The sequence below is a fragment of the Chryseobacterium defluvii genome (assembly GCF_014204415.1).
Taxonomy (GTDB): Bacteria; Bacteroidota; Bacteroidia; order Flavobacteriales; family Weeksellaceae; genus Chryseobacterium; species Chryseobacterium defluvii_A.
Window position 1 is genome coordinate 1 of record NZ_JACHLE010000001.1, and the last position, 24,626, is coordinate 24,626.

17 protein-coding genes and 5 tRNA genes are annotated in these 24,626 nt (G+C 37.0%); 13 read left to right on the forward strand and 9 right to left on the reverse strand.

Annotated features, from left to right (window positions below):
• From HNP38_RS00005 to HNP38_RS00015, 3 genes are all read left to right on the forward strand, one after another.
• Positions 1-1,674 (forward strand): condensation domain-containing protein (locus HNP38_RS00005; protein ID WP_228460878.1); only part of this gene is annotated, 1,674 nt, incomplete at its 5' end.
• Positions 1,674-2,318, forward strand: a complete 645-nt coding sequence (locus HNP38_RS00010) for a 4'-phosphopantetheinyl transferase family protein (protein ID WP_184182528.1) — start codon at positions 1,674-1,676, stop codon at positions 2,316-2,318. The genes HNP38_RS00005 and HNP38_RS00010, both read left to right, overlap by 1 nt.
• Positions 2,319-4,235, forward strand: coding sequence for an alpha/beta fold hydrolase (locus tag HNP38_RS00015; protein ID WP_184182531.1), 1,917 nt, complete (start codon positions 2,319-2,321; stop codon positions 4,233-4,235).
• A 163-nt stretch (positions 4,236-4,398) separates the two neighbouring features.
• Here HNP38_RS00015 and HNP38_RS00020 read toward each other — a convergent pair.
• From HNP38_RS00020 to HNP38_RS00040, 5 genes are all read right to left on the reverse strand, one after another.
• Positions 4,399-4,472, reverse strand: a tRNA-Arg gene (locus HNP38_RS00020).
• A gap of 40 nt (positions 4,473-4,512) precedes the next feature.
• Positions 4,513-4,587 (reverse strand) — tRNA-Pro (locus HNP38_RS00025).
• A 551-nt stretch (positions 4,588-5,138) separates the two neighbouring features.
• Positions 5,139-5,801: a response regulator transcription factor gene (locus HNP38_RS00030; RefSeq protein WP_184182534.1), complete on the reverse strand. Its 663-nt coding sequence runs from the start codon at positions 5,799-5,801 to the stop codon at positions 5,139-5,141.
• 13 nt (positions 5,802-5,814) lie between these two features.
• Entirely contained in the window at positions 5,815-6,582 is a 768-nt protein-coding gene (locus tag HNP38_RS00035) for a sensor histidine kinase (RefSeq protein WP_184182537.1), read from the reverse strand.
• A gap of 598 nt (positions 6,583-7,180) precedes the next feature.
• Positions 7,181-7,780, reverse strand: coding sequence for a hypothetical protein (locus HNP38_RS00040; protein ID WP_184182540.1), 600 nt, complete (start codon positions 7,778-7,780; stop codon positions 7,181-7,183).
• 294 nt (positions 7,781-8,074) lie between these two features.
• Here HNP38_RS00040 and HNP38_RS00045 point away from each other — a divergent pair, with 294 nt between their 5' ends.
• The 6 genes from HNP38_RS00045 (at position 8,075) to HNP38_RS00070 (ending at position 17,328) form a co-directional block, all read left to right on the forward strand.
• Positions 8,075-9,688 (forward strand): S8 family peptidase, encoded by a 1,614-nt coding sequence (locus HNP38_RS00045; RefSeq protein ID WP_184182544.1) that lies wholly within the window; start codon positions 8,075-8,077, stop codon positions 9,686-9,688.
• Positions 9,689-9,726: 38 nt separating this feature from the next.
• Positions 9,727-10,320, forward strand: a complete 594-nt coding sequence (locus HNP38_RS00050; RefSeq protein ID WP_184182548.1) for a hypothetical protein — start codon at positions 9,727-9,729, stop codon at positions 10,318-10,320.
• Positions 10,321-10,686: 366 nt separating this feature from the next.
• A complete protein-coding gene (locus tag HNP38_RS00055) occupies positions 10,687-11,781 on the forward strand; it encodes a hypothetical protein (protein WP_184182551.1) in 1,095 nt (364 codons plus the stop codon).
• 17 nt (positions 11,782-11,798) lie between these two features.
• The gene (locus HNP38_RS00060; protein WP_184182567.1) at positions 11,799-12,761 is read left to right on the forward strand and encodes a formylglycine-generating enzyme family protein; all 963 of its coding nucleotides are present in this window, start codon (positions 11,799-11,801) and stop codon (positions 12,759-12,761) included.
• 11 nt (positions 12,762-12,772) lie between these two features.
• Entirely contained in the window at positions 12,773-13,378 is a 606-nt protein-coding gene (locus HNP38_RS00065; protein WP_184182571.1) for a hypothetical protein, read from the forward strand.
• Between the two features lie 35 nt (positions 13,379-13,413).
• On the forward strand, positions 13,414-17,328 hold the full coding sequence (locus HNP38_RS00070) for a pyruvate formate lyase family protein (RefSeq protein WP_184182574.1): 3,915 nt from the start codon (positions 13,414-13,416) through the stop codon (positions 17,326-17,328).
• Positions 17,329-17,453: 125 nt separating this feature from the next.
• Here the strand turns inward: HNP38_RS00070 and HNP38_RS00075 are convergent.
• From HNP38_RS00075 to HNP38_RS00085, 3 genes are all read right to left on the reverse strand, one after another.
• A tRNA-Arg gene (locus tag HNP38_RS00075) sits at positions 17,454-17,527 on the reverse strand.
• A 40-nt stretch (positions 17,528-17,567) separates the two neighbouring features.
• Positions 17,568-17,642 (reverse strand) — tRNA-Pro (locus tag HNP38_RS00080).
• 17 nt (positions 17,643-17,659) lie between these two features.
• A tRNA-Ser gene (locus HNP38_RS00085) sits at positions 17,660-17,744 on the reverse strand.
• Positions 17,745-17,880: 136 nt separating this feature from the next.
• Between HNP38_RS00085 and HNP38_RS00090 the strand changes: the two genes are divergently transcribed.
• From HNP38_RS00090 to HNP38_RS00105, 4 genes are all read left to right on the forward strand, one after another.
• A complete protein-coding gene (locus tag HNP38_RS00090) occupies positions 17,881-18,909 on the forward strand; it encodes an N-acetylmuramoyl-L-alanine amidase (protein ID WP_184182577.1) in 1,029 nt (342 codons plus the stop codon).
• Positions 18,910-18,978: 69 nt separating this feature from the next.
• Complete coding sequence (gene aspA / locus HNP38_RS00095; RefSeq protein WP_184182581.1) at positions 18,979-20,379, forward strand: aspartate ammonia-lyase; 1,401 nt, start codon at positions 18,979-18,981, stop codon at positions 20,377-20,379.
• 489 nt (positions 20,380-20,868) lie between these two features.
• Entirely contained in the window at positions 20,869-21,570 is a 702-nt protein-coding gene (locus HNP38_RS00100; RefSeq protein ID WP_228460880.1) for a class I SAM-dependent methyltransferase, read from the forward strand.
• 395 nt (positions 21,571-21,965) lie between these two features.
• Positions 21,966-23,069: a lipopolysaccharide biosynthesis protein gene (locus tag HNP38_RS00105; RefSeq protein WP_228460882.1), complete on the forward strand. Its 1,104-nt coding sequence runs from the start codon at positions 21,966-21,968 to the stop codon at positions 23,067-23,069.
• 17 nt (positions 23,070-23,086) lie between these two features.
• Here HNP38_RS00105 and HNP38_RS00110 read toward each other — a convergent pair whose 3' ends face one another.
• Positions 23,087-24,496 carry a M28 family peptidase gene (locus HNP38_RS00110; protein ID WP_184182588.1) on the reverse strand — a complete coding sequence of 470 codons (1,410 nt, stop codon included), beginning with the start codon at positions 24,494-24,496 and terminating at the stop codon, positions 23,087-23,089.
• Positions 24,497-24,626: the final 130 nt, after the last annotated feature.

Below are 24,626 nucleotides of genomic sequence, written 5' to 3' on the forward strand. Positions count from 1 at the left end.
CCGGAGTATATGGTACCGGGTTTCTATGTAGAGTTGGAGGCAATACCATTAACGCCCAATGGTAAGATCGATAGGAAGAGCTTACCCGGAGTGAGCGGGGAAGATCTGATCCGGAGAGAATATACAGCACCGGGGAATGAGACGGAGGAGAAGCTTGTGGAGATCTGGCAGCAAACCCTTGGTATAGAAAAAGTAGGAGTCACGGATAATTTCTTTGAACTGGGAGGACACAGTCTGGCAGCCGGGAAAATACTGAATAGTATTTCCAGAAAATTAAATAAAGAAGTATCATTAAAATATATTTTTGAGAACCAAACGATTGAAAATCTGGCGAAGGTACTTGACAGCAATTCTAAAGCAAAAACTGTTATTCCCAAAGCAGAAACTGTTATTCCCAAAGCAGAAGAAAAGGATTTTTATGCCTTAACTTCCGATCAGATGAATATATGGCTGGCTTCTCAGAAAGAAGACCTTTCCAATGCCTATAATATGTATTCTGTTTTTGAAATAGAAGGGAGTTTTAATGATCTTTTACTGGAGCAGTCAATCCATACGGTTATTAGAGAAAATGAAATACTAAGAACAAATTTCATAGAAAAAGACGGAGGTATATTTCAAACGGTCAGGCAGGAAATTAACTTTAAAATAGAGACTATTCATGTAACAGAAGAGAATTTTTTATCCTCTATTAAAAACCTGACTTCTCAGAATTTTAATTTAGCAGCAGATACCCTTCTCAGAACGGCTGTTGTTAATAATAGTAATGGCAGGAAATATTTGGTTTTCCTTACCCACCATATTATTGTTGACGGCATGTCTTTAGAAATTATTCTGAATAAGCTTATCGGGGTTTATAATAATGAAACTTTAAAAACTACAGGCGATATTCAGTTTAAAGATTATTCCGAATGGCAGCAGATCAGGATTAATCAGACAATGCCGAATACTCATAAAAGCCATGCGAAAACAAAAGTTTTAAATAGCGATCAAATGCGGGGAACAGTCAAAAACGGAACCTTTCACTTGTCCACAGACCGCTATGATCAGTTAAGGGAGATTTCAAATGAAAATAAAACAACGGTATTTTCCTCCGTTCTTACCTTATTGAGCATTGTCCTGAATAAGATATATCAGCAAAACACAATTTGTCTGGGAACTGTTTTTAGCGGAAGGAACGCCGCTCAGCTGGAAGATACAATCGGAATGTTTATTAAGACCTTACCCATTCATTTACCGGTGGATGAAATTTCAAATTTTGAGTCTTTAACCAAAATAAATCAAAACTCACTGATGGATATGGAAGAGAATATGGATCGCTCTTTTGCAGGTAACCTTAGTGAGCTGACCGATTTCCTGGTTATCTATCAAAATTCCGATACATTGTCAAAAGACAATATAGATTTTGGAACATTTGTGTTGAAAAAGCAAAAGATGCATTCTACCCAATCCAGATTTCCGGTGGTATTTAATTTCTTTGAAACGGATGGATTGAAATGTGAAGTAGAATACAGTGAAAACATCAATTATAACTTAGTGGAAATCATTCTGGAAAAGCTATCGTTGTTGATTGATTGGGTGTATGGAAATCCCGGCAAAACCATTAAGGAAGCCGATCTTTCAACAGCTCTGGAAAAACAGGTGAGGGATTCCGTAGACATTGATTTTGATTTTTGATGATCATTTTATATACTTTTATAGAAGAAGGGAAGCACCAATACTTATTGGATAAGTATGCTGAGATCTGCTCCAAAGAATTCAATGCAAAGATCCTGAAATACAGGAGATGGCAGGATGCCCAGCTGTCTTTGCTCGGAAGAGTACTTTTAAGATATGGCTTAAACCATTATTTTGATATAAAAGATTTTGAAATGAGCCGTACATCAGACCATAAACCTTTTATAACAGATCATGCAATACACTTTAATATATCGCACGCAGGAAATTTAGTGGCTTGCTGCATCAGTAGGTCTCCTATAGGAATTGATGTGGAATATATAGACCACAAAATAAATTATGAAGATTTTAAATCTCAGATGACCTCGGGCGAATTTAGCAAAGTGTACCATTCAGAGGATAAGATCAAAAGCTTTTTTACTTACTGGACGGAAAAAGAAGCTATTATTAAAGCCCACGGAAGAGGGTTATTAATCCCGTTACGGTCTTTTGAAGTTTTTCAGGATCAGGCCGTAATTGAAAATGAAAAATTCTTCCTGAAAGAAATTTTTATAGATAAAGAATATCAATGCTATGTTGCTTCCAATGAAGACATCAGGCAGCAAAAAAACCATATAGAACATATAAATCTGAATAAATTATAAATGAGACTGTTTCGTTTTTTTTTCCTTATTACCCTTTTTATTACTGTTTCGTTAAATGCCCAGACAAAGCTGGAGAAAGTAAAGTCATACTTTCCGGATTCAAAAGAATTAAGAAAAGACCCTATTGAATGGTATCGTTTTTCAGTGCCCGAAAATTGGGAAAAAGTGAATGAAAGAAAAATTTCTCTTGCGGTTGCGGTATTAAAATCCAAAACGGCATCCAAACAGGAACCTGTTGTTTTCATCCAGGGAGGTCCCGGTGGAAATACGGTTGCAGAGACCACATTTTGGGTAGATCATCCTTTGAGAAAGAATCATGATATTGTATTGGTAGATTTAAGAGGAACAGGATTCTCAGAACCCCGATTATGTCCTGATCTGGGTAAAAAGTTCTTTGAAATATTAGCTAAAAACCAGCCTGAAGAACAGGATGTAAAAGATAAAGTACAGGTTTCATTAGAATGCAGGCAGGATATGATCAATCAGGGGATAGATTTAGGTTCATACAATAGCATATCTGTTGCACGTGATCTGCATGCTTTGAAAAATGCACTGAAGATTCAGAAATGGAATGTGTACGGAGTCTCTTACGGAACCTATATAAGCCAGAATTATGCTAAAATTTTCCCCAATGATATTCATACTCTAACATTGGACTCTTCAATATCTGATATTTCAGAATATTATACCAATAATACTCAAAACTATATGCTCAGCTTAAACAAGCTCTTTAAAAGCTGTAAAGATGATCCTAAGTGTAATAAAGAGTATCCTAATCTGGAAAAAGTTTACTACAACACTATTGCTGAATTAGAAAAGAAACCTATTACCGTAGAAGTAGATCATTCAGTTGTTCCGTCCGGAAAGTTTACCTATAATGCTGAAGACTATAAAATTGCAATCCAGCAGTCATTATACGAAAAAAAACTGGTTGAGGTATTACCCTTACTGATTTATCAGTTCAAAGAAAGAAATACAGCTGCCTTAGCGGGATTGGTTCAGGCATTTTCAGGGGCATTGTCCCTGAATTACGGGAACTATTTCTGTTTTACCTGTAACGAGGTTATTCCTTACAATAATCTGCAGAAGTACGATTCAATTTCATCAAAATACAAAAAGCTGAACGGCGGATTATCCTTTTACCGGTCAGATTTTAATGTATGCGACCAATGGAATCGGAATCAGGTTTCTTCCATGCCAGAGAGTCCGTCATTAAAAAATGACAATCCGTTTAAAGTATTGATCCTTTCAGGAGGATTTGATCCGATTACACCTGCTTATTTTGCCGATGAAACATCCCGGAATTTTAATAAAAATGTTCAGATTGTTAACGGGTATACCTATGGCCACGGTTTAGGATATACCCAATCAGGAGCCAATATAATTGGAAACTTTATGGAAAATAAGCCGATTACAGATTCTTTAAAGCAATATTTTAATAAAAAGGATATTGCTTTTAAAACTGATATTACTTTAAATAAAGGCGTTGTTAAAATGACCGGAGATATGAACTCGAAGCAGTGGTATTATTTTATTCCTCTGATCATATCTTTAGTGGTGATTCTTGTGGTATTTATAGGAAGTCTGGCCATTATTTTTTCTAAAGGAACAAAATCAGGTGCAGTTGTTCTTTTATTATTTTTAACTTCATTACTGATCCTGACATTTATTATCTCTTTGGGATTAGGGATCAATACTACACTCAATGACAATCTTTACTTACTGGCTTTCGGGCTGCCGTCAAAGTGGAGTTTTGCGTTTCTGATATATAGAGCGTCACTGTTACTTTCTGTCATTGCTTTTTTTGTTTCGCTGGTCAAGACATTCAGGAGCAATATTCCTTTATATGTTATACTATTTCTGGCAATCGGAATTGTTCATTATTATTTTATTAATTGGGGAGAGATTTCATTCTAAAAATCAATCATCATTCTTATTTATTTCATCCGGATTCTATTTATAAGTTCATACAATACAATAAACGGCTAGTATCATCATACTAAATTTCGGGATATGGACAAGATACAGGCATATAAAAAAGAGTTACATAATTTTCATATGTAACTCTTTTTTAATCAAGTGAGCGCGAAAGGATTCGAACCTTTGACCGTCTGCTTAGAAGGCAGATGCTCTATCCAGCTGAGCTACGCACCCTTAAAATGATTCTTGCTTAGTAAAATAAGCTGTGTTAAAGTCGGGGCGGCAGGATTCGAACCTGCGACCTCCTGGTCCCAAACCAGGCGCGATGACCGGACTACGCTACGCCCCGGGGAAGTATGATCTTAATGATTTTTACTTCGTTTTTGCGGGTGCAAATATAAGATAGTTTTGTGATTAAAAAAATAAAATCAATAAAAATCTGATATTAAATAATATTCAGGACGTTTATAATGATCAATATAAAGGATAGCGGCAGATAGTATCTTATCCCCATACCGGGGAAAGATAAATTAGTGAACCTTCAACAATAACATTCAAAAGTGATAAAGCCTTATCAGTATCTTTTATCCGCCAGTAATATCCACCCAGATTATAATTGATAAAAAATTGTTTATAGAATATTGCAATTCTTTATTCAGGGTATTAGCTTTTATTAGACAGCTATAGGCATTATCAGGGTTGTTTTCTATTATATAATAACGGATATGAAGCCTTATAGAAGACATCAATTTGTTCAACGGTCATTTATAAATCCTTTGTGGAAATCTCAATGGGCTGAAGACTGCCGGTTTAATTCCTCTAAACACAATGAATAAAGCAGTTGCAAACGAAAGTTTGTGACTGCTTTTTATTTTATAAATGAAGAGTACAAGCAGATCCTCAGCAAAAAGGGGCGGTCAGTTTATTACGGAAAGAAAAAAGTACAAGGCCTACTTTGGATTTTATCTGAAATTTCTCAAACAGGGCATTACGGTATACATCTACAGACTTTACCGAAACATTCATTTCCTCAGCGATCTGTTCATAAGTAAGCTCTCTTTCATCACATACCAAAGTAAGAAAATGCAGTTCCCTGTCTGATAACCTGATATTCTGCGGCTTATTCTCCTCCCGGGTTTTATAGTTCCTGATCCTTTTTAGAATTTCGGTCACATTACTGTATCCGAAAGATAGAATGTTATCGAGGCAGAATTTGAGTTCTGCTGCACTGCAGTTTTTGTGCAAAAAACCTCTGGCTCCATACTGATAGGCACTTTCAATAATGTCTTCTTCCAGGTGCTGGGTGAGCAAAAGAACTTTATATTCTTCATCCTGCCTTTGCTCAAGCTGCTGTAAAACTTCTATTCCGCTGAGTAACGGCATGGAATAATCGAGAATGAAAAGATCCGGCTTTTCTTTGGCAAAGGGTAATGTATCGAGGAAAATCTGCCCATTCTCAAATTCATGGGTAATGCTGTAATTGCCTAACTTTTCAATAAGCTGTCTCAATCCCTCCCTGACGATCTTATGGTCATCAATAAGAGCAATAGTAGATTTTTTCAATGGAATAATTTTTTTAATTTGGGTTTTTTTCGAAGATTTGTATGGCTGTCCCTTTTTGAAGCTCACTTACAACCTTTAATTCAAAGTTAATGATTTCTGCTCTTTTTCTAAGGGTATTCAATCCTAATTTAGCATTATCATGTTTTGGGATAAATCCTTTTCCATTGTCAGAAATTTCCAGCAGAAAATAAGGCTGAAATTGTAACTTTATGAAAACCCTGTCCGCTCCCGAATGTTTCAAAATATTATTGATGATCTCCTGATACATGCGGAACAGGATGTGAGAATATTCGGGAAGAATTTCGGAGGACTCATTTTCCGGACAACTGAAAGAAAATTCTATGGTATGGTTTTGCCCAAGGTATTCCAGGTCCTTCCGAATTCGTTTTTCGATGGATTTATTTTCTGAAAATGAAGGATGAATACGATGGCTTGTGGAACGTACGGATTCGGAAAGTTTGCCCAAAGAAGAAGATAAATGCCTCAAAGACGGGTTTACTTCCGGAAAGTCCAGCTTCATATTTTCTATCTGGAAGTTAAGTACCGTGATCTGCTGTCCGATATCATCATGCAGGTCGCCGGCTATTTGGGTACGAAGTTCTTCCTGGCTTTCCATAATACTTTGGGTAAGGGTTTTCTGAAAGTCCAGATCTTTCTGGTGGATATCTTTCTGGTAATTGGTGACTTTATAGATATGGAGCCGTACAAGGATCACACAAAACATTACCAGCAAACATACCAGCAGCATAACGATAATGATACCCAGTGCGATTTTATACATGGCTTTTGTTTTCTTTGTAAATATACCAGTTTATAAGAGAGTAATAGATGAAATTGACAAAATGACTTATAAATGCGTAGACGGTAATCTCCTTAAAAATTTTTGTATAGAAAAGATCAGATGAGTCAAAGGCAAATAAGAAGCTCATTCCCATGAAAAACAGGACGGGAGAGGAGATCAAAAGGTAATGATTGGTAGTAAAGAAATTGAAATTTTCCCGCTTTAGTTGAGCGTAGCTTTGGAACAGGAAAAAAGTACAGTATAACAGGGAACCTATGATAAAATTGTAAAAATTGGGTTTCCACCAATTATGGTAGATTAATAAATTGATTCCACAGAAAAATATAAAAACTCCTATAGCATGGGGCTTGTATTTTTTGAAAATGGAGTCTCCGGACAAAAGGGTAGAAAGCCATATAATAAACAGAAGAAATACATAAATATTTGTGCTTAGAGAATTACCTTTAATCAAAAGGAGGCAAATCTCATTGGCTAAAGAAATTAACAGATTCACTATAAGCAAAATGTTATTCCTCTTTTTTTTGAGGAATAACATGTGAATGAAAGTGATTAATATGTATGTATTAATGGGGTTCATTTACATAGCTATTAATGGCGGGGGAGTAGAAATATCAAATAAAGCACCCCCTACATAGAACATAAATTCTCTGGATGATGAATTATAGTAGAAAGTAATGGTATCAGTATCCTGGATTTTTTTCACTCTTCCGATACTGTCAAACAATTGACTCGAAAATGTATGCTTAGGCTCATGCTTATCAACAATCTCAATACCATTGAGAGAGAGTTTTAAATATTTTTTATATTTTTTGTGTGTATCCTTGACAAAAAGAAGTTTAAATTCTTTCCATCCAAATTGAAACATTTTGGTAAGAGTAAATAATTCATGAAGAGCAACAATCGAATCATCTGATCCTTTGGCTCCGTTAATGCCCTCATACTTGATGATTTCACCATTAGCTTTGAGCCATTCGGCTAATTTCCCAAAATCAGATGAGCCTTCTCTGAAAACCTTGATATAGGCTTCTTTTTTTGCATGATCAATAGTAGGTGCTACTCCTAATTCAATGCTTTTTCTTTCCCATTCATCAATATTTTCGACTGTTGTAAGATCCACTATAATAAGATAGCCTTCTTCTTGAAATATTGAGGGAATTTGAAATTGATTTGGTTCCATATTTTAACTGTTTTTAAAGTTCTAGTACAAATCTCCAGCTTCATTTTAAAAGAATCATTAGGGGAAATCCTAAATTATCAGGTTTTTTATCCTAGTGTTCAAATCTTTTGATAAATAAACTATTTTCCAAAAAGTATCTGTCCTGCTATTGCAATTCCAATTTAGGAAAACTCCTATATAAATATATGCTTTTTCGTATTGATTGATAGGAGCCTGCAATAATAATTTTGAAACAGAAATTCAACCGGGCAGTCGAAAACGGTATAGAGTAGACCCATTCAAAATTTGATTATTATGGAAAATTACAGATTAATTTTAGCTTTAAAAGAGAATGTTGATCCTTCTGAGATCTTACCCAACCAAGTTATGGGATCATCTCCCAATTTTTACAGATTATATGATCCGCAGGATCATATAGCAGAATTTAAGGATAGAAGCGATAACATAGCCGCTCCTTATGCCTCAGATGAAGAATTATTTACCAAAGAGATTTATCCATCGATGATTGATTCAGAAAAGAAGCTTTACAGGACATATGCTGTGAATTTGAATTCTAATGAAGAACTGCAGCAGTTAAAAAATTATCTGGAGCAGCAGGAAGGAGTAGAATTTGTGCAAAAAGACGAATTGAATGAGCTGTACCATCATCCCAATGATCCTCTTTTATCGAGGCAATGGGCTGTACAAAAAATTAATTGTGAACAGGCCTGGGATATTTCTAAAGGTGATGATATTATCGTTGCTGTGGTTGATACCGGGGTAGATTATAATCACCCTGATATTTCAGCAAATATGTGGAAAAATGCTCAGGGAAAGTTCGGATATGATTTTTCTGATCAAGATGATGATCCTAAAGACTATCAGGGACATGGTACGCATTGTGCAGGGACGATTGCCGCTGTAATGGATAATTCGCTTTTGGTTGCCGGGATAGCCCCCAAAGCAAAGATCATGGCAGTGAAAATTTTTCCAAATGCCTATGATAGTGTTTGTGTCAGAGCTATAAAGTATGCGGCGGATAATGGCGCGCGGATTATCAGCAATAGCTGGGGGCCGGTAGGTAGAAAGCCTTCCAATCCTTCAGTGGAAGATGCAATCGATTATGCATATAATAAAGGATGTATTGTGGTATTTGCTGCAGGGAATTCAAATGATGATGTTAGATTTTATTCTCCGGCTAACTACTCCAAAGTAATCAGCGTAGCAGCTACAGATATAAATGATAACAGAGCTGACTTTTCCAACTATGGCAATACAATAACTGTTGCAGCACCCGGAGTCGATATTGTTTCTCTGAGAATGAACTCTTCAGATGCCGTTTCTATGTCGGGAACTTCCATGGCGTGTCCGCATGTTTCAGCATTGGCAGCCTTAATCTTAATGAAAAACAGGCAATACACCTTTGAGAAGGTCAGACATTTCATACAGGCCTATGGTGACCCTGTTACAACGGACAGGCCTGTCGGCGGACGAATAAATGCTTTTGCTTCCGTCCAGAATTCATTAAACGTTCCTAAAATAACCGGGGCCAGAATGGTATTTAACTTAACATCGGATGACAAGGATAAAGAAGAAGAAATCCAACTCACGGTTACCCAATCCGGACAGGTAATAGGAGAGGGAAGATTTGGTAAAGGAATCAAATGGAGTGATCCGGGAACCTATCCCTGCACAGTTAATATTGCCCCTACGGACCCGTCTTTACTGTCGTCCATGAAAATAAGAATGTACAAAACGCCCCACGGTTCAGATACAGGGTGTGGAATGGAGGGCAGTATCGCCTGTGATTTAATTCTTGAAGGAGATCTGATCCAGAAATGGTTTACAGTTCCTGTAAGGAGGTATGGCGATAATAACCCTTATGATGTGACTTTTTCGCAAATTAATTTGATTACTAATGAGTTATGATGACCTTTGATTTTTTCAAAAACCTTAAATACAATTTTATGAAAACACAGACTATAATTTTAACCATGATTTTTTGTATGATTCCGATTCTATCCTTTGCAAATAATATTGATACAAAAGATGAAATAGAAGATTGGGAGAGATTTATGGCTTTAATACCGGTTATCCTTTACCTGCTGATCTCAATATTGATATTATGGAAATTGCGTAAAGATCGGGTAACCCTCAAAGAGTTACTTCTCGATAAAGATATGATCGTAGAACTGGAAGCGCAAAAAAACAAACAGGAACTGGAAATAGCAAAATTAAATCCGGTTTCCGCGCAGACTTATTTAGAGCGAACCCGACTTGAAAATGGTTCAGCAGAAACCAGCCAGAAAAGCAGTATCAGCAGGCTGTTGGCATTTATCAGTGGTTTAGTATCTGTAGGACTTGCTTGTGCAATCACAACGTTTTATATGTGGAGCTATTTTGAACCTGATATTATTGTTTCAAATACAAGTACAGGAACTGGAGTACCAAGCATTCAGTATCCAGACCTTGACAAGCTGCTAACTGTTCTTCTATCATTAGGTATAGGGGTAATTCCTTACGGTTTTAACAAAATAGGGAATGCTCTAAGAAATCCTTAATCTAGAGTGCTGACAAGAAACTTAACCATGACATTAGAAAATTAAAAGAAGTGTCCAATCTGCAGGAGCAACCTGTTTTCTCCTGCCGAAATAAAGAAGATGATGACCTATGCCGGCAATTACACAAACAGGTGATTGATAGCCTTGAAATAAAAGTATAATTTAGATTCGGATTTAAACCCAATTATTTATCAGATCAAAGAGTTTAAATTATTTTATGTTGAATAAATGATAAATAATTTTAGAATTCTTTATTTAACTATTGAAAAAATAGCTAACTTTAAGAAAAGATCATAATTGAAAAAAATAAAGTTATATGGCAAATTAATATGATATAATTAAACTAATAACCTAAAAACAAAGAAAATGAACATTTACCAAACCCTTTGGGACAAAGATGAAAACAAATTTTCAGTCTCAAGAAGATTAGACAACAGAGAGTTTGACAATCCGGACGCAGATATCCTGCTTGATGAGCAGATAAGAGCTAATGGAAAACCTGATACGGATCTGGCTAAAAACCCTTTATTTAAAAGCGTCAATAAGGAAAAGCTTCAGACTGATATCAATTTGAAATTTATCAAATTACTGAATAATTATATTGTCAACTTTAAAGACCGTGAAGAATACCTTCCGGAAGAAATAACAGAGATCAACGAGTTTATTGAAGCCATACGGCCTACAAAAGTCTGGGAAGAAGCGATCTATTATATTGAAAGTGAATTAAAATATTCCATTAAAGACAAGCTGCAGGAAACCCTTTTCAATATCTGGTGCAACCTTTATACAAACTGGTATAATAATAACAGGATAGATTACTGTTCCGGCTTTGAACATGTGTTTGTAGGAGAAGGTAAATTAGAAAAAAATCCTATCATAGACGGATATCATAACTGGATAAAATTCCTGCTGGATGAAAAAACAGGACGGGTCAATTACCAGGGATACAATTATGGAATTAATGGAGGCTCAGACTATGACGGGCCTTCCCAGCCTAATATAATCACACTGAAAATGATGTGGGATCTTTTTGACCTGAATGGCAATAAAATAGCTACTTTATTTAAATCCAGAGGTGGCTTTTTTGTAGGGACAAGTCCTGAGTGCGACTTTGCCATGGGTACCATTGCCTACTTTGAGCATCTGGCCGGCAGGCTGGTGGATGATAAAAGAGAAGTCTCTATTAACAAAGGAAGATATGACCTCATCCTGAGAAGAAATGTCAATCAGGACCAGACTTTAGGACAGGCTATCAGATCTTTTTTTCCGGTATACAGAGGAGAAGACATCGTAGAATTTATTCTTAAAAACCGATTTGACGGATTTGACAGAAACCTTTTGGTAAATCTTGCAGGAGGTGTAGACGCACAATTTGTAGGTACCTTACAGGAGAAAGGGGTAACCGAAATTTATTTCCATGATGAAGACTGGAAATTAAGTTTTGAAAACTGGAAAGAATAAACCAAACAATTTTACAGATGAAATATTTGTCCATGCTTTTAGCTTGTGGTCCGGACGGTGGCTGTTCAGACCCGGAGAATTCTGTTACAGAAATTGATGCAGGTAATTCTAAAACTATTTTCAGAAAGATAAAATCGGGAAGCTTTCAGATGGGAAGTGATTTTTATAAAGAGGTAAGCGAAGAAGAAAGAAAATATTTTATAGACGAGTCACCCATTCATCAGGTAACCATTACCAGAGATTTGTGGGTGTCAGAAAGTGAGATCAGTGTCGGACAGTTCAGTTCCTTTGTTTCCGAAACAAATTATATGACAGATGCTGAGAAGGCAGGGGAAAGTTTAGGAAAATATGTAATTGTCACAGATCCTGCAGGTAAAAAATCAGGATCATGGGAGATGGGTGCAGGGCTGAATTGGAAAAATCCCGGATTTCCCGTGTCCGATTCCCAGCCTGTGGTTCATATCAGCTGGAACGATGCCAACGAGTATTGTAAATGGCTGAGTAAAAAGACAGGAAAAGGCATCAGGCTGCTCACAGAAGCAGAGTGGGAATATTGTGCAGGGGGTGACCGGCAGTCTGTATATTCATGGGGAAACGGCTTGCCAACTCAGGAGAACGGAGGCAATATTGCTGATATAAGCTTTAAAAATACATTCCCGGATTGGCGCTACCCCGTTATGGAAGACTATAATGACGGGTATATCTATCCTTCGCCGGTAAAATCATTTCCGGATAATCATAACGGGCTATACGACATGACGGGCAATGTTTGGGAGTGGACCTCCGATTTTTATCAGCCCGATTATTATTCAAAATCCGAAACCGAAGACCCCTCAGGCCCCAACACAGGAGAAGAGCATACCATTCGTGGTGGCGGCTTCGACTGGGAATTGTCCTACCTCAGGATAGCCAAAAGAAGACGTTTGCCACCCGGCAGAACGGCTTGTAATCTTGGATTCAGAGTTTGTTTTAACCCGTAAAATAATTCAGAATGGCATTAGAGATGAACGTTATAAGGGATTTTGAAATAGAAAATCAAAAATTCAGAAGCTGTTTTAGCTTAACAGGAGGAGATTTGGAGCCTCCTAAACAATGGACAAACGTTACCGGCAGCTTTAAAGTTGATGCAATTAGCCAGCATGACAACAGTGAAAACACCATACTCAATATCAATCTTCCCGATTCCTTTCTTTTAGAAAGAATGGAGTATGACAGAATACTGGATAATCATAATGATTCTTGGAAATATTCACCGTATCCTTTGGTGCCTCCCGGCAAAGACTATTTCCTTATATGGAATTTCCTCAACAGGGATATGTATGTATTGAATGGATCAGAAATGCTGGGTCTTGTTCATCTGGATAGAATAGGGGGAAACAGGACGATTGAAGAATATAAATTCGTAGAAAGCGAGTATTTGATTTTGAGACTCAGGGAATACGGTTTTGATGATTATTGGCGGGACTGCATTGTTTTGCTAAACTTTGATGCCGAAAAATCAGGTTTGAAATTTAATATTTTCATAGCAGATACCTACGACTTTTATGATCTTGATCAGATATCTTCTGAAACAATAAAAGAAATATTCAAAAACTAAAAAACTAAAAAACTAACCATTTAATATTAATAAACATGAGCATACATTCCGGACTTAAGAATTCTGAACCATGGTTTAATTCCATTCAGGGAAATATCTTAAAACCACATGGCAGAAATTACCACGCCACCATTATCTTATCATTCGATCCGAGTGAAATTGAAAAGCTGAAACATTGGATCAGCAACCTGAACATTACTACCTTCAAAGAGCAGCTTGAAGGAACAAGAGTATTTCATACCTTATCAATATCAAAACAAATTTCTGATACATCTGATGTATTCACATCCTTTTACTTATCCGCTTCCGGGTACGGGAAATTAGGATTTACAGAAGATGATATCCCCAATGATCCGGCATTCATGCAGGGAATGAAGGTTTCCGGGAAAAAACTTAATGACAGCTCAGCAAATGATTGGGATCCTGCTTATCAACATACTGTTGATGCGGTTCTGATGCTGGCTCATGACGATAAGGAAATTCTGATCGGTAAGCGTAATAAAATTACAGAAGAAATACAAAGCTTTGTGAATATTCTGGGATCTGAGTTTGGCTCCACGGTCAGAGATGAAGATGGGTTTTCAAGAGAGCCGTTTGGCTTCCGGGACGGAATAAGTAATCCCATATTCCTGGAAGAAGACATTCAGAAATTCTCTTCGGATCCTGATAAAAAATTTGACATGAGGGCTACAAAAGAAGTTGTCCTGACCCAGGATCCTAATGATCGTGGTTCTTTTGGTTCCTATGTAGTATTCAGAAAACTCGAGCAAAATGTTAAGGCATTCCACGAAGCAGAACGAAAGATCAGTGAGAGCCTGGGAATGTCCGATCCGGAAAAGATCGGTGCCCTTATTATTGGCCGCCTCAGAAATGGAAATCCGATCATTGATCCGGATTCATCAGTAGCTGACAGAGATAAGATAAAGAGTAATAACTGGGATTTTTCTGCCGACTCATCAGGCTCTAAATGCCCGTTTCATGCCCATATAAGAAAAGCAAACGATAGGGGAGAAAGCCTAAGAACAGGTGTCGGCTTTGGAGATGAAAGGTATAAAAGGATCGTACGAAGAGGATTTACCTATGTTGCTGATGAAGACAGAAATTTTGTCAATCTTCAGTTTGCTGGCAAATCTGTGGACTATCCTGAAAATGGCACCGGCACCATATTCGTTGCTTTTCAGAGCAGTATTGCAGACCAGTTTGAAAAATTGATGGTCACCAATATTAACAATGTGGATTATTTCAAACCCCATACCGGTAATGATGCCTTACTGGGATCCAGAAACGGTGCGGAAGCAGATTATAAATTTTCCCATGATACAAAATCCGTGAATGTTCAGTTAGATTCATTCATTACTTTAAAAGGAGGGGAGTACTTTTTTGCTCCGTCAGTTCCTTTTTTAAAATCCCTGGCCAATTCAAATAATGAAGCGTCACACAGGCTGGGAAAACCTTCCTCGGACAGAACCGCATCATTAAGAAAAAAACTGGTTGAACGGTCTTTCTCCAACAGGAAAAACGAATGGTTCACAAAAGAAATGCTACCAAATATATTATCTGCAAAGCCGCAACTTGCCAGAGAATCGGTGATTGTCCGCCAGGCCTTTGCCTCAGAAGAAATGTTGAAAGCAATGGCCAATTCTGCCAATTCTGTTCATACGCATACCTATGAGATCCTTGAAGAAGAGCTGATTGTTGGGACAATGCCTATGGGGTCAGTCGGTCTAGGAAAGACCTTTCCGGGGTATCTTACAGATGACGAAGCAAGAGCGGCTTCTTTAAGCAACCGTGATGAAGGATCTGTTTTCGCCCATACCGTTCCGAATTTTAAACGGATCCTCCAAAGAGGGCTGAACCATGTAATTGAATTTTCTGAAGAAAAAATAGCTTCCCAATCAATTACCAATGAGCAAAATGATTTCTATAAAGCTGTAGTTATCTCATGCAAAGCTGTTATTGATTATGCAAATTCCTTTGCCGATCTTGCTGTTGAGGAATCTCAGAAAACTTCAAATGAAAAAAGGAAAAATGAACTTTTACAGATCGCATCAGTTTGCAGAAAAGTCCCTGCCTACCCTGCAGAAACCCTCCAGGAAGCATTACAGAGCGTATGGTTCATCCATTTGGCAGAAACTGCATTTTGTATCTTCAACTCATTGGGGCGTCTGGATCAGGTGTTAAATGAATACCTTGAAAACGATTTGCAAAAAGGAACCATAACCAATGACCATGCTCTTGAATTAGTTGAATGTTTTCTGATAAAATGCGCACAAAGATTAAACTTAAACCCTACAACGCTCAAAGATCAGGATTTTTTAACCTTTGGCACAGGCATTGGCACCAGAGCCATCTATCTTGACCAGATTGCAAGCTGTAATAATTTTATTCAGAATATTATTTTAGCAGGTGTAAAACCGGACGGAACCGATGGTACCAACGAAGCCACACTTTTATTTTTAAAAGCACATGGAAATATCGGACTGGCTACACCCACTATGAATGTCCGTGTCGGCAAAAATTCGCCCGAAAAACTGTTAAATGCTATAGATTCAACATTTAGAAATGCAGGTAACGGGCATCCGATCCTTTATAATGAAGATAATGTCATCGCAGGATTGAAGGATGCCGGCCTGCCGGAGGCCGAAGCCCGGGACTTTGCCGTTGCAGGTTGTTGGGAGCCTATGCTGCATGGTAAGAATTCCTTTATTTTCGGGATGGTCAATATGCTGCAGGTGCCGGAATGTGCACTCAACGAAGGAACATTTTTTTCAAGTGACCCACAGTTTCTGGTAGGGCAGAAGCAAAGCTGGAAAAGCCCTGCGCCCAATGATTACAGATCTTTTGACGATCTGATGGCGGAAGTAAAAAAACATATGCGGTTTTTTGCAGACAAAATAGCATTGGGAACCTGCTCCTTTTTCCAGTTTCCATCAGCTGTAACGCCTACGCCGTTTATGTCCGTACTGTTAGACGGGTGCTTGGAAAGAGGTACTGATCAGAGTATGGGAGGTGCAGATTATAATATCATTTCAAATCTGGCCTTTGCAGTTCCTAATACGGCGAATGCCTTAGCAAACATTAAGAAATATATTTTTGATGAAAAAACTAAGAAATGGGATCTTAAAGAGCTTGCAGATGCGCTTCGTGCCAATTGGGGAATGTCCGTAGTCCGTAATGAATATGAACAACAGGAAATTGATGATGAAAGTTTAAAGGACAAATATTACCAGATGAGGAGAACCTTTCTGGAAAGCGATATCAAGTTTGGAAATGATAATGAGTATGTTGATAAGATTGCAGCAGAATTAATGGATTATTGGTATTGGGCATGTAAAGAATCGGAAGCTCTTGCCCGAAAGGCATTTTTAGCAAATGCGGGAGATGCCGAAGCAGATAAACTCAGAATGATGGCCAATTACCCGGCAGATTCCTTTAAGGCAACGATGAGAAATGATCTCAGCATTCATTTCACTTCGGGAGCCGGAACTTTCGGGCAATACTCATCCATGGGGAAAGGGGTTAATGCTTCAGGTGACGGGCGGGCTGCCAATGATGCTTTGGTTCCTAACTGCTCACCTATGGCCGGTACCGCAATTAACGGGCTGACGGGGATTTTCAAAACCCTGGAAAAGCTTCAACTGGAAAGATTCGGAGGTGCTGTGGTAACAGATATACGGGTAGATGGAATTAACCAGCCGGTATCCTATTTCAGAAACCTTATCGAAGAATGGACGAAGCATGGAGGGAATATGCTGACGGTAAGCGTTCTTTCAACAAATGATGTTCTGGAAATGATCAGGCTTACGGATAGAATAAAGAATGACCCCGGTAACGCAGAAGAGCTTAGAAAATATGCAGACCGGTTCTGCAGGGTCGGAGGATGGAATTCCGGCTTTATTTGCCTGCCAAGACCTCAGCAGAGAGATCATTTATTAAGGGCAAGTTTTTAATAAAATAATATCATAAAACGCCAGGATCCGGAATAAATTCCGGATCCTGGCGTTTTATTTAGTAGAGGAGTATACAAATAAAAAAGAGTCACAGTTTCAAAAACTATGACTCTTTACTCATCAAGTGAGCGCGAAAGGATTCGAACCTTTGACCGTCTGCTTAGAAGGCAGATGCTCTATCCAGCTGAGCTACGCACCCTTAGATTGATTCTCGCTTAGTAAAATAAGCTGCGTTAAAGTCGGGGCGGCAGGATTCGAACCTGCGACCTCCTGGTCCCAAACCAGGCGCGATGACCGGACTACGCTACGCCCCGAAATATATTGTATGAAGCGGAGGGTAAGGGATTCGAACCCTTGCGACACTTTCGCGTCGACAGTTTAGCAAACTGCTCCGTTAACCACTCCGGCAACCCTCCTTTTATCCTTGTTTTTTAATGATCGTTACTCCGATATTGCGAGTGCAAATATAGAGCAGATTTCTTTATTTACCAAATATTTTACAAGAAATTTTTTGTGTATTTTTGAGGGAATAAACATTAAAAAATAGACTGCATGCGTAAGATATTATATTTCATTGGATTAGGAACTCTCATTTTTTCATGTACCCCGCAAAAAAACGTTAAGAAAAGCAATTATAGCCCTAAAACAACCTCTATACAGCCTAAAACTGTTGCCAAAACACCACAGGCTCAGGAAAAGCCGAAACCACAGATCACCAACGACAGAGGAGTGGAATTTTTTACAACCAATATCGCAGATCCTGCAAAAAATGATAATACCGTTAGCTATGGTTCCATTGTTTCAGCAAAACCGGCAGGATATAAAGTGGTAAAAACTTATTTCCCGGCATTAGCACAGAATTTCAGGCAAAAATATCTGATATTGCATTATACGGCTTTGCCGGACGATAAATCCATTACTGTTCTTACACAGCAGGCCGTAAGTGCACACTATCTTGTAAATAATACGGGAGATAATGAAATTTATCAGTTAGTGGATGAAAACAAGCGTTCCTACCATGCCGGAGTAAGTTCATGGAGGAGCGATAAAAACCTTAATGACACTTCCATAGGAATAGAGATTGTGAATGCAGGATATACTCCGGACAGTGCCGGAAAAAAGATCTTTGTAACGTTCAGTTACGAGCAGATGAAAAAAGTGGCTGCTTTGGCAAAAGATATAATTAACAGATATCAGATCCCTGCAACAAATGTATTGGCGCATTCGGATATTGCTCCCACCAGAAAGCAGGATCCCGGGCCATTGTTTCCGTGGAAAAAATTATATGACGAATACCAGATAGGAATGTGGTATGATGAAGCTGCAAAACAGAGCTACTATGATCTGGCAATGGCTGACTTTGCCACAAAATACAATGAAGCGTCATTTATTTTCAATATTCAGACCCAGCTGCAGAAATTCGGATATGGATTGGATCTGAGCGGGAAGTGGGATGATGCCACTAAAAAGACCATAGAAGCATTTCAGTATCATTTCCGCCCACAGAACTATGACGGAATTATGGATGCGGAAACATGGGCGATACTACAGGCCCTGAATCAGAAATATCCGGCAAAATAATTTTAAAACGCATCGGCTAAAGATGCGTTTTTGCTATATTTAAACCCTGTAAAATTAATAATACTTTTAATGGAAAATTTCAGAAAAGAAAGTGATTTATTAGGAGAGCTTAATGTGCCGGTAAATGCTTATTATGGAGTGCAGACGCAGAGGGCGATCAATAATTTTAAAATTTCAGGCCAGCTTCTGTCTTCATATCCGGAATTCATCAAAGGATTGGCTTTCGTAAAAAAAGCAGCAGCCAAAACCAATTATGAGCTGGGTTTATTAGATGAGAATTTATATTTCAGAATAGCTGAAACATGTGATGAGCTTATTGAAGGTAAACTTCATGACCAGTTTCCGGTGGATATGATCCAGGGAGGCGCCGGAACTTCCATCAATATGAATGCCAATGAAGTAATTGCCAACAGAGTGCTGGAAAAACTGGGGAAAAATAAAGGAGAATATGAATTCTGTTCGCCAAACGACCATATCAATCTTTCACAATCGACCAACGATGCATACCCTACTGCAATTAAGATGGGATTGTTACAGATGAATGTGAATTTGGTAGAAAAGCTTCAAAAAATAGTGGAGGCTTTTCGTGCAAAAGGAAAAGAATTTCAGGATGTAATAAAAATGGGGAGGACACAGCTTCAGGATGCCGTTCCCATGACATTGGGGCAGGAGTTTGAAGCATTTGCTGCCAATCTGGAAGAAGATATTTCCAAGTTGAACAACAATGCCAATCTTTTTGTAGAAGTCAATATGGGTGCTACGGCAATCGGGACAGGATTGAATGCCCCGGTAGGTTATGCTGTACTTTGTGCCAAAAACTTAGCCCAGATCACCGGTTATCCGGTCATTTCAGCTCCGGATTTGGTAGAAGCAACTCCGGACACAGGTTCTTATGTGATCTACTCATCAGCGATGAAGCGCCTTGCCGTGAAACTTTCGAAAATATGTAATGATCTTCGGCTACTTTCATCAGGGCCAAGGGCAGGGCTTTTTGAGATCAATCTGCCCCCTATGCAGCCCGGGTCATCCATCATGCCCGGAAAAGTAAATCCGGTGATCCCGGAAGTGGTCAATCAGGTGTGCTTTAAAGTGATCGGGAATGATCTTACCGTCACTTTTGCTGCCGAAGCAGGACAATTGCAGCTTAATGTAATGGAACCTGTACTTTCCCATGCCATTATGGAGAGTATCAACTTCCTTTGCAATGCATTGGATACCCTTCGTGAAAAATGCGTGACAGGAATCACGGCTAATAAGGAAATCTGCCTGAATATGGTGAAGCACAGCATTGGGATCGTTACCGCACTCAATCCTTACATCGGGTACAAACAGTCTACACAAATTGCAAAAGAAGCTCTGCAAACAGGAAAAAGCGTCTATAACCTTGTATTGGAAAAAGGGATACTTTCCCAGGAAAAACTGGATGAGATCCTTGACCCTAAAAATATGCTGAAACCTCATAATAAGTAGTTTTGTGAACAAAAAAATGTCAGTGTATTGTTAGAATAGGACCAACGCCAGACCTGCTTAATCTTTTTACTTTATTACAGAGAAGTAATAAAAAAGAATTTCTTAAAAATATCCTCTATATAGAAAATCCAAAAATCCTTCATTTTTATCCACTGATATTTTTTCACTTGCAAAAGAGAAGATAATATGATACTTTTGATGCCTGATAATTTGAAAAATTCAATTCTTAAAACGATTAAAATTTAAACTCATCAGGTTATCTGACTTTTACTTAATTTTTATTTTATTTCACTGATTTGTAATTTGTTGATGTGTAGATAAAGTAAAATAAAAAATAATTTAAAAATGAAATTTGGTAAAATAAAATACGAATATCTGTCTGCTATTTTTTTTGTTTTATTACTTATAATAGGGAGTATAGTATATATATCACTCAAGAGAATCGAAGATTTGGATTTGAATTTTATGGTATTTATTATGCTTGTTACTATGGTTTTAGCTTTTTGGATATTTGCTTCTACCATGAAGATATTGAGAGAAATCCAGATGAAAGGAAAACAATCAGATGCAATTTTTCATCAAATAGAATCCTCAATACAGTTGAATAATTTTGTAAAACCTATCCTTCCTTTTCCCAATACTAGAAACTGGGTTTCTTCTCCGGATTTTTTGGCAGTTATTGTAAAGAATGTTCTTCTTAAAAGGCCTAAGGTAATTGTTGAGCTTGGTTCGGGAGTTTCATCCTTATACGGAGGTTATTTATTAAAACAGCATCATATAGAAGGCAAATTATATTCTGTTGATCACGAAATAGATTATACAAAAAAAGCAATCAACCTCGTAAAAGATCATCAGTTGAATGATTTTGTAGAGGTTTTACATTGTCCTTTGGTCAGACAAAATATTAATGACCACAGCTGGACATGGTATGATATTGATAATATAAAACTGAATGAAATTGATTTTTTGATTATTGACGGACCTCCGACAAATGAAGTTTATAATGCAAGATATCCTGCAATTCCTATGTTTTATAAGTATTTGGATTCAGGAGCTATAATTTTGGTAGATGATTATGACAGGAAAGGTGAAACAGAAATGGTAAAAAAATGGTTAGCAGAATATCCTGATCTGGTTTTTGTAGAAAAGCTTTATACAGAAAAAGGCACGGCAGTTTTAATGAAAAAATAATGTACTGATAAATTGTATAGATGAGTGTTATAGTAAGACAAAGTATAAAATACAGTATGGTAGGATATTTCAGTTTCCTGTTTGGTATTTTATCGACAATTTTTATTTACACAAGCAATTTTCAGTTTTACGGAACATTAAGATATATACAACCTACTGCAGAGCTGATACTTCCTTTTGTTGTCTTTGGCATATCTTCCGCAAATATTAAATTTTATCATAAGCTTAAATCAAAAGGCTTATCTAATGATTTTTTTAAATTTTCGCTTGTTTTTATATTGGCGAACTTTTTATTCATATTTTTTCTCTTTTTACTTTTGGGACAGTTATTTCCCAACATCAGGGAAACCAAGATATGGGAATTTAAATATGAGATCTTTTTATCTGTAGGTTTTTTGTCTTTTTTTCAATTGTTTTCTCGTTATTTGTCTATTTATCAAAGAATTACCGTGGCGTCTATTTTTGATAACCTGTTTCCTAAAATAGCCGGACTGACAGCTTTTGTTTGTTTTGTTTATTTAGGATTGACAAAAGAGATTTCCTTATTTGTATTTGCCTCTTTTTTTGGATTATCTCTGGCAGGTATTTTTTTTTATTTTCTAAAATTTTCTAAAATTCCGAAGAAACTAAATCTGATCTTTATAAAAGACACGAGTCTTAGGAAAGAAATTTTTACATATAGTTTCTTTGTTCTTTTGGGAGCTTTTGGAAGTATGCTTGCATTGCGGATAGATAATTTTATGATCACAGAATTATTGGGGGAAAAGCCCAATGGGATTTACTCTACCATTATTTCAATTATAGGAGTTTTGAGTATTCCTATGGCAGGTGTTTTTTCAATTTTTACACCAATGATTGCTAAGCTTATAGATGAAGAAAATTTTTCAGATCTGAATAAGATTTTTCAAAAATCATCAATGTTTTTATTTTTAGTAGGATGCTTTCTGTTTGTGGGAATGCTTTCCGGATTAGAATATCTGTTTGAGATTATAAAAAACGGACACGAGCTAAAAGCAAATTATCAAGTATTTGTGATAGTGGGTGTGGCTACATTATTTGATATAGCGACAGGGTTTAATTCACAAATCATTGCAATGTCAAAATATTATAGGTTTAGTGTTTACACAATGCTGTTTTTGGCGATCATAACGGTTGTACTAAATATAATTTTTATAAAATATTTCCATTTAGAATTGTTAGGTATTGCATTGGCTACAGGCATCTCGCTGCTATCATACAATATAATAAAACTACTGTACATCTATTCAAAATTCAAAGTTCATCCTTTTTCTAAAAACTATGTCTGGATTATTTTGACCTCTGTAATAGCTTTTTTTATAAGTTACTATATTCCTGAATTTGAGAATAAATATATTAACCTGATCTATAAACCATCAGTTGTTTTAACAGTTTTCTTGATGTTTAATTTTTTATTTAATTTTTTCCCTATTAGTCAGTTAAGAAAAGGAAATCTGAAAACACTACTCATAGGAAAATAAATATTCTTTCTCTTTTTTTACCAGTTTTTATCGATCATAAAGATCATTTGTGTCATTACCACTGCGCCTAACAGGAGTTCACGTCTGTTTACCTTGTCAAAAGTATCTTCTACAGTGTGATTGTAGTCAAAGTATCTTTGTGTATCTACTACTAATTCTGATAATGGGATGTCTAACTTCATTAAAGGAGAAATATCCTGTGGTATTACATCAGTACGATCAAAATTATAAACCCCGTAAGGCAGGAAATATTTTTCCCATTCAAAGATCTGCCTTCTTCTTTGAGGTGGCATTTGCAGAGAAAAACCTCTGGGAGAATAGCCCCCGGAATCTGATTCTAATGCAAAAATGTGCTTTTCTTCTTTCTTTTTTACGTAATCCGCATAAGTGTTGCTTCCGCCGCCGCCATTTTCACTATTTGCAAATAATACCACTCTTATCGTATGATTATTATTTATCCCTAAAGTCTTGAATGCTCTTAAAACTTCGATGCATTGTACGACTCCGCTTCCGTCATCATGAGCTCCTTCAGTAAAATCCCAGGAATCTAACTGGGCTCCGAGAAGAATTACTTTATTGTCTTTTTTTCCGGGAATCTCACCAATGACATTATAGTTTTTCGTTTCACCTTTTGTTTCGGCAGATATATTGAGCTTTGCCTTTACAGGTTGCTTTTTTAATAATTTTTCAAGCTCATCAGCCGACTTTGCCCCAATTGTTAAGGCTGGTATTTTTATTTTATCTTCCGGTTCATAATAAGCTTTTTTAGCATGTGGGATGTCATCGGAAGCAGTGGATAATGATCTGATAATTAATCCTTTTGCTCCTTTTTTTGCAATAATAGAAGGAGAAAATAATTTGGATTTGATAGTAGACAGATAAGAATCCAGAGTATTCACAATCTTCTGGTCAATAGGAAGGTTAACGAAAATAATTTTATCTTTTACCTGGGCTGAAGTCAGACTGTTAAATTCTGAAAAATCTTTTAGAAGAAGGATATCTGCAACAAGATCCTTTCCCCCTGTTCCTTCAGAATTCCCAAAAGACAGCATTCTGATGTTTTTCCAGTCACCAGTTGAGGTTTTTATTTGAAATGATTCCTTGCCTCTTACCCAGATAGGGACACTTGCTTCCTGTTTCCATATATTTTCGGCTCCGGCTTCTTTAAGCTTTTTTTCTGCCCATTCTGTTGCTTTATCATAGCCCGGCGTGGCACTAAAACGTGGTCCTATGCCTTTTGTAAGTTCTTCCAGGTTTTCATAGGCAATGCCATTGATTAGAATCTCATTCGAGATTTTCTTGAATTCATCAGTGTAATTGAATTTTGCTCCGATTGATTTTTTAGCCGGCTTTTTCTGAGGTTTTTTTTGAGAAAATAAAAATCCGCTCAAAAAGAGTGGGAGAATTACAATGAATATTTTTTTCATTTTTTTATTGATCTATTCTTTTCGGGGTATAAAAGTAGGAAAAATAGATGTATAATAAGAAGAGGGTTTAAAAAATAGTAAATCTATATAAAACATATAGAAAATTATCAATTTTAATATTAATCCTGCA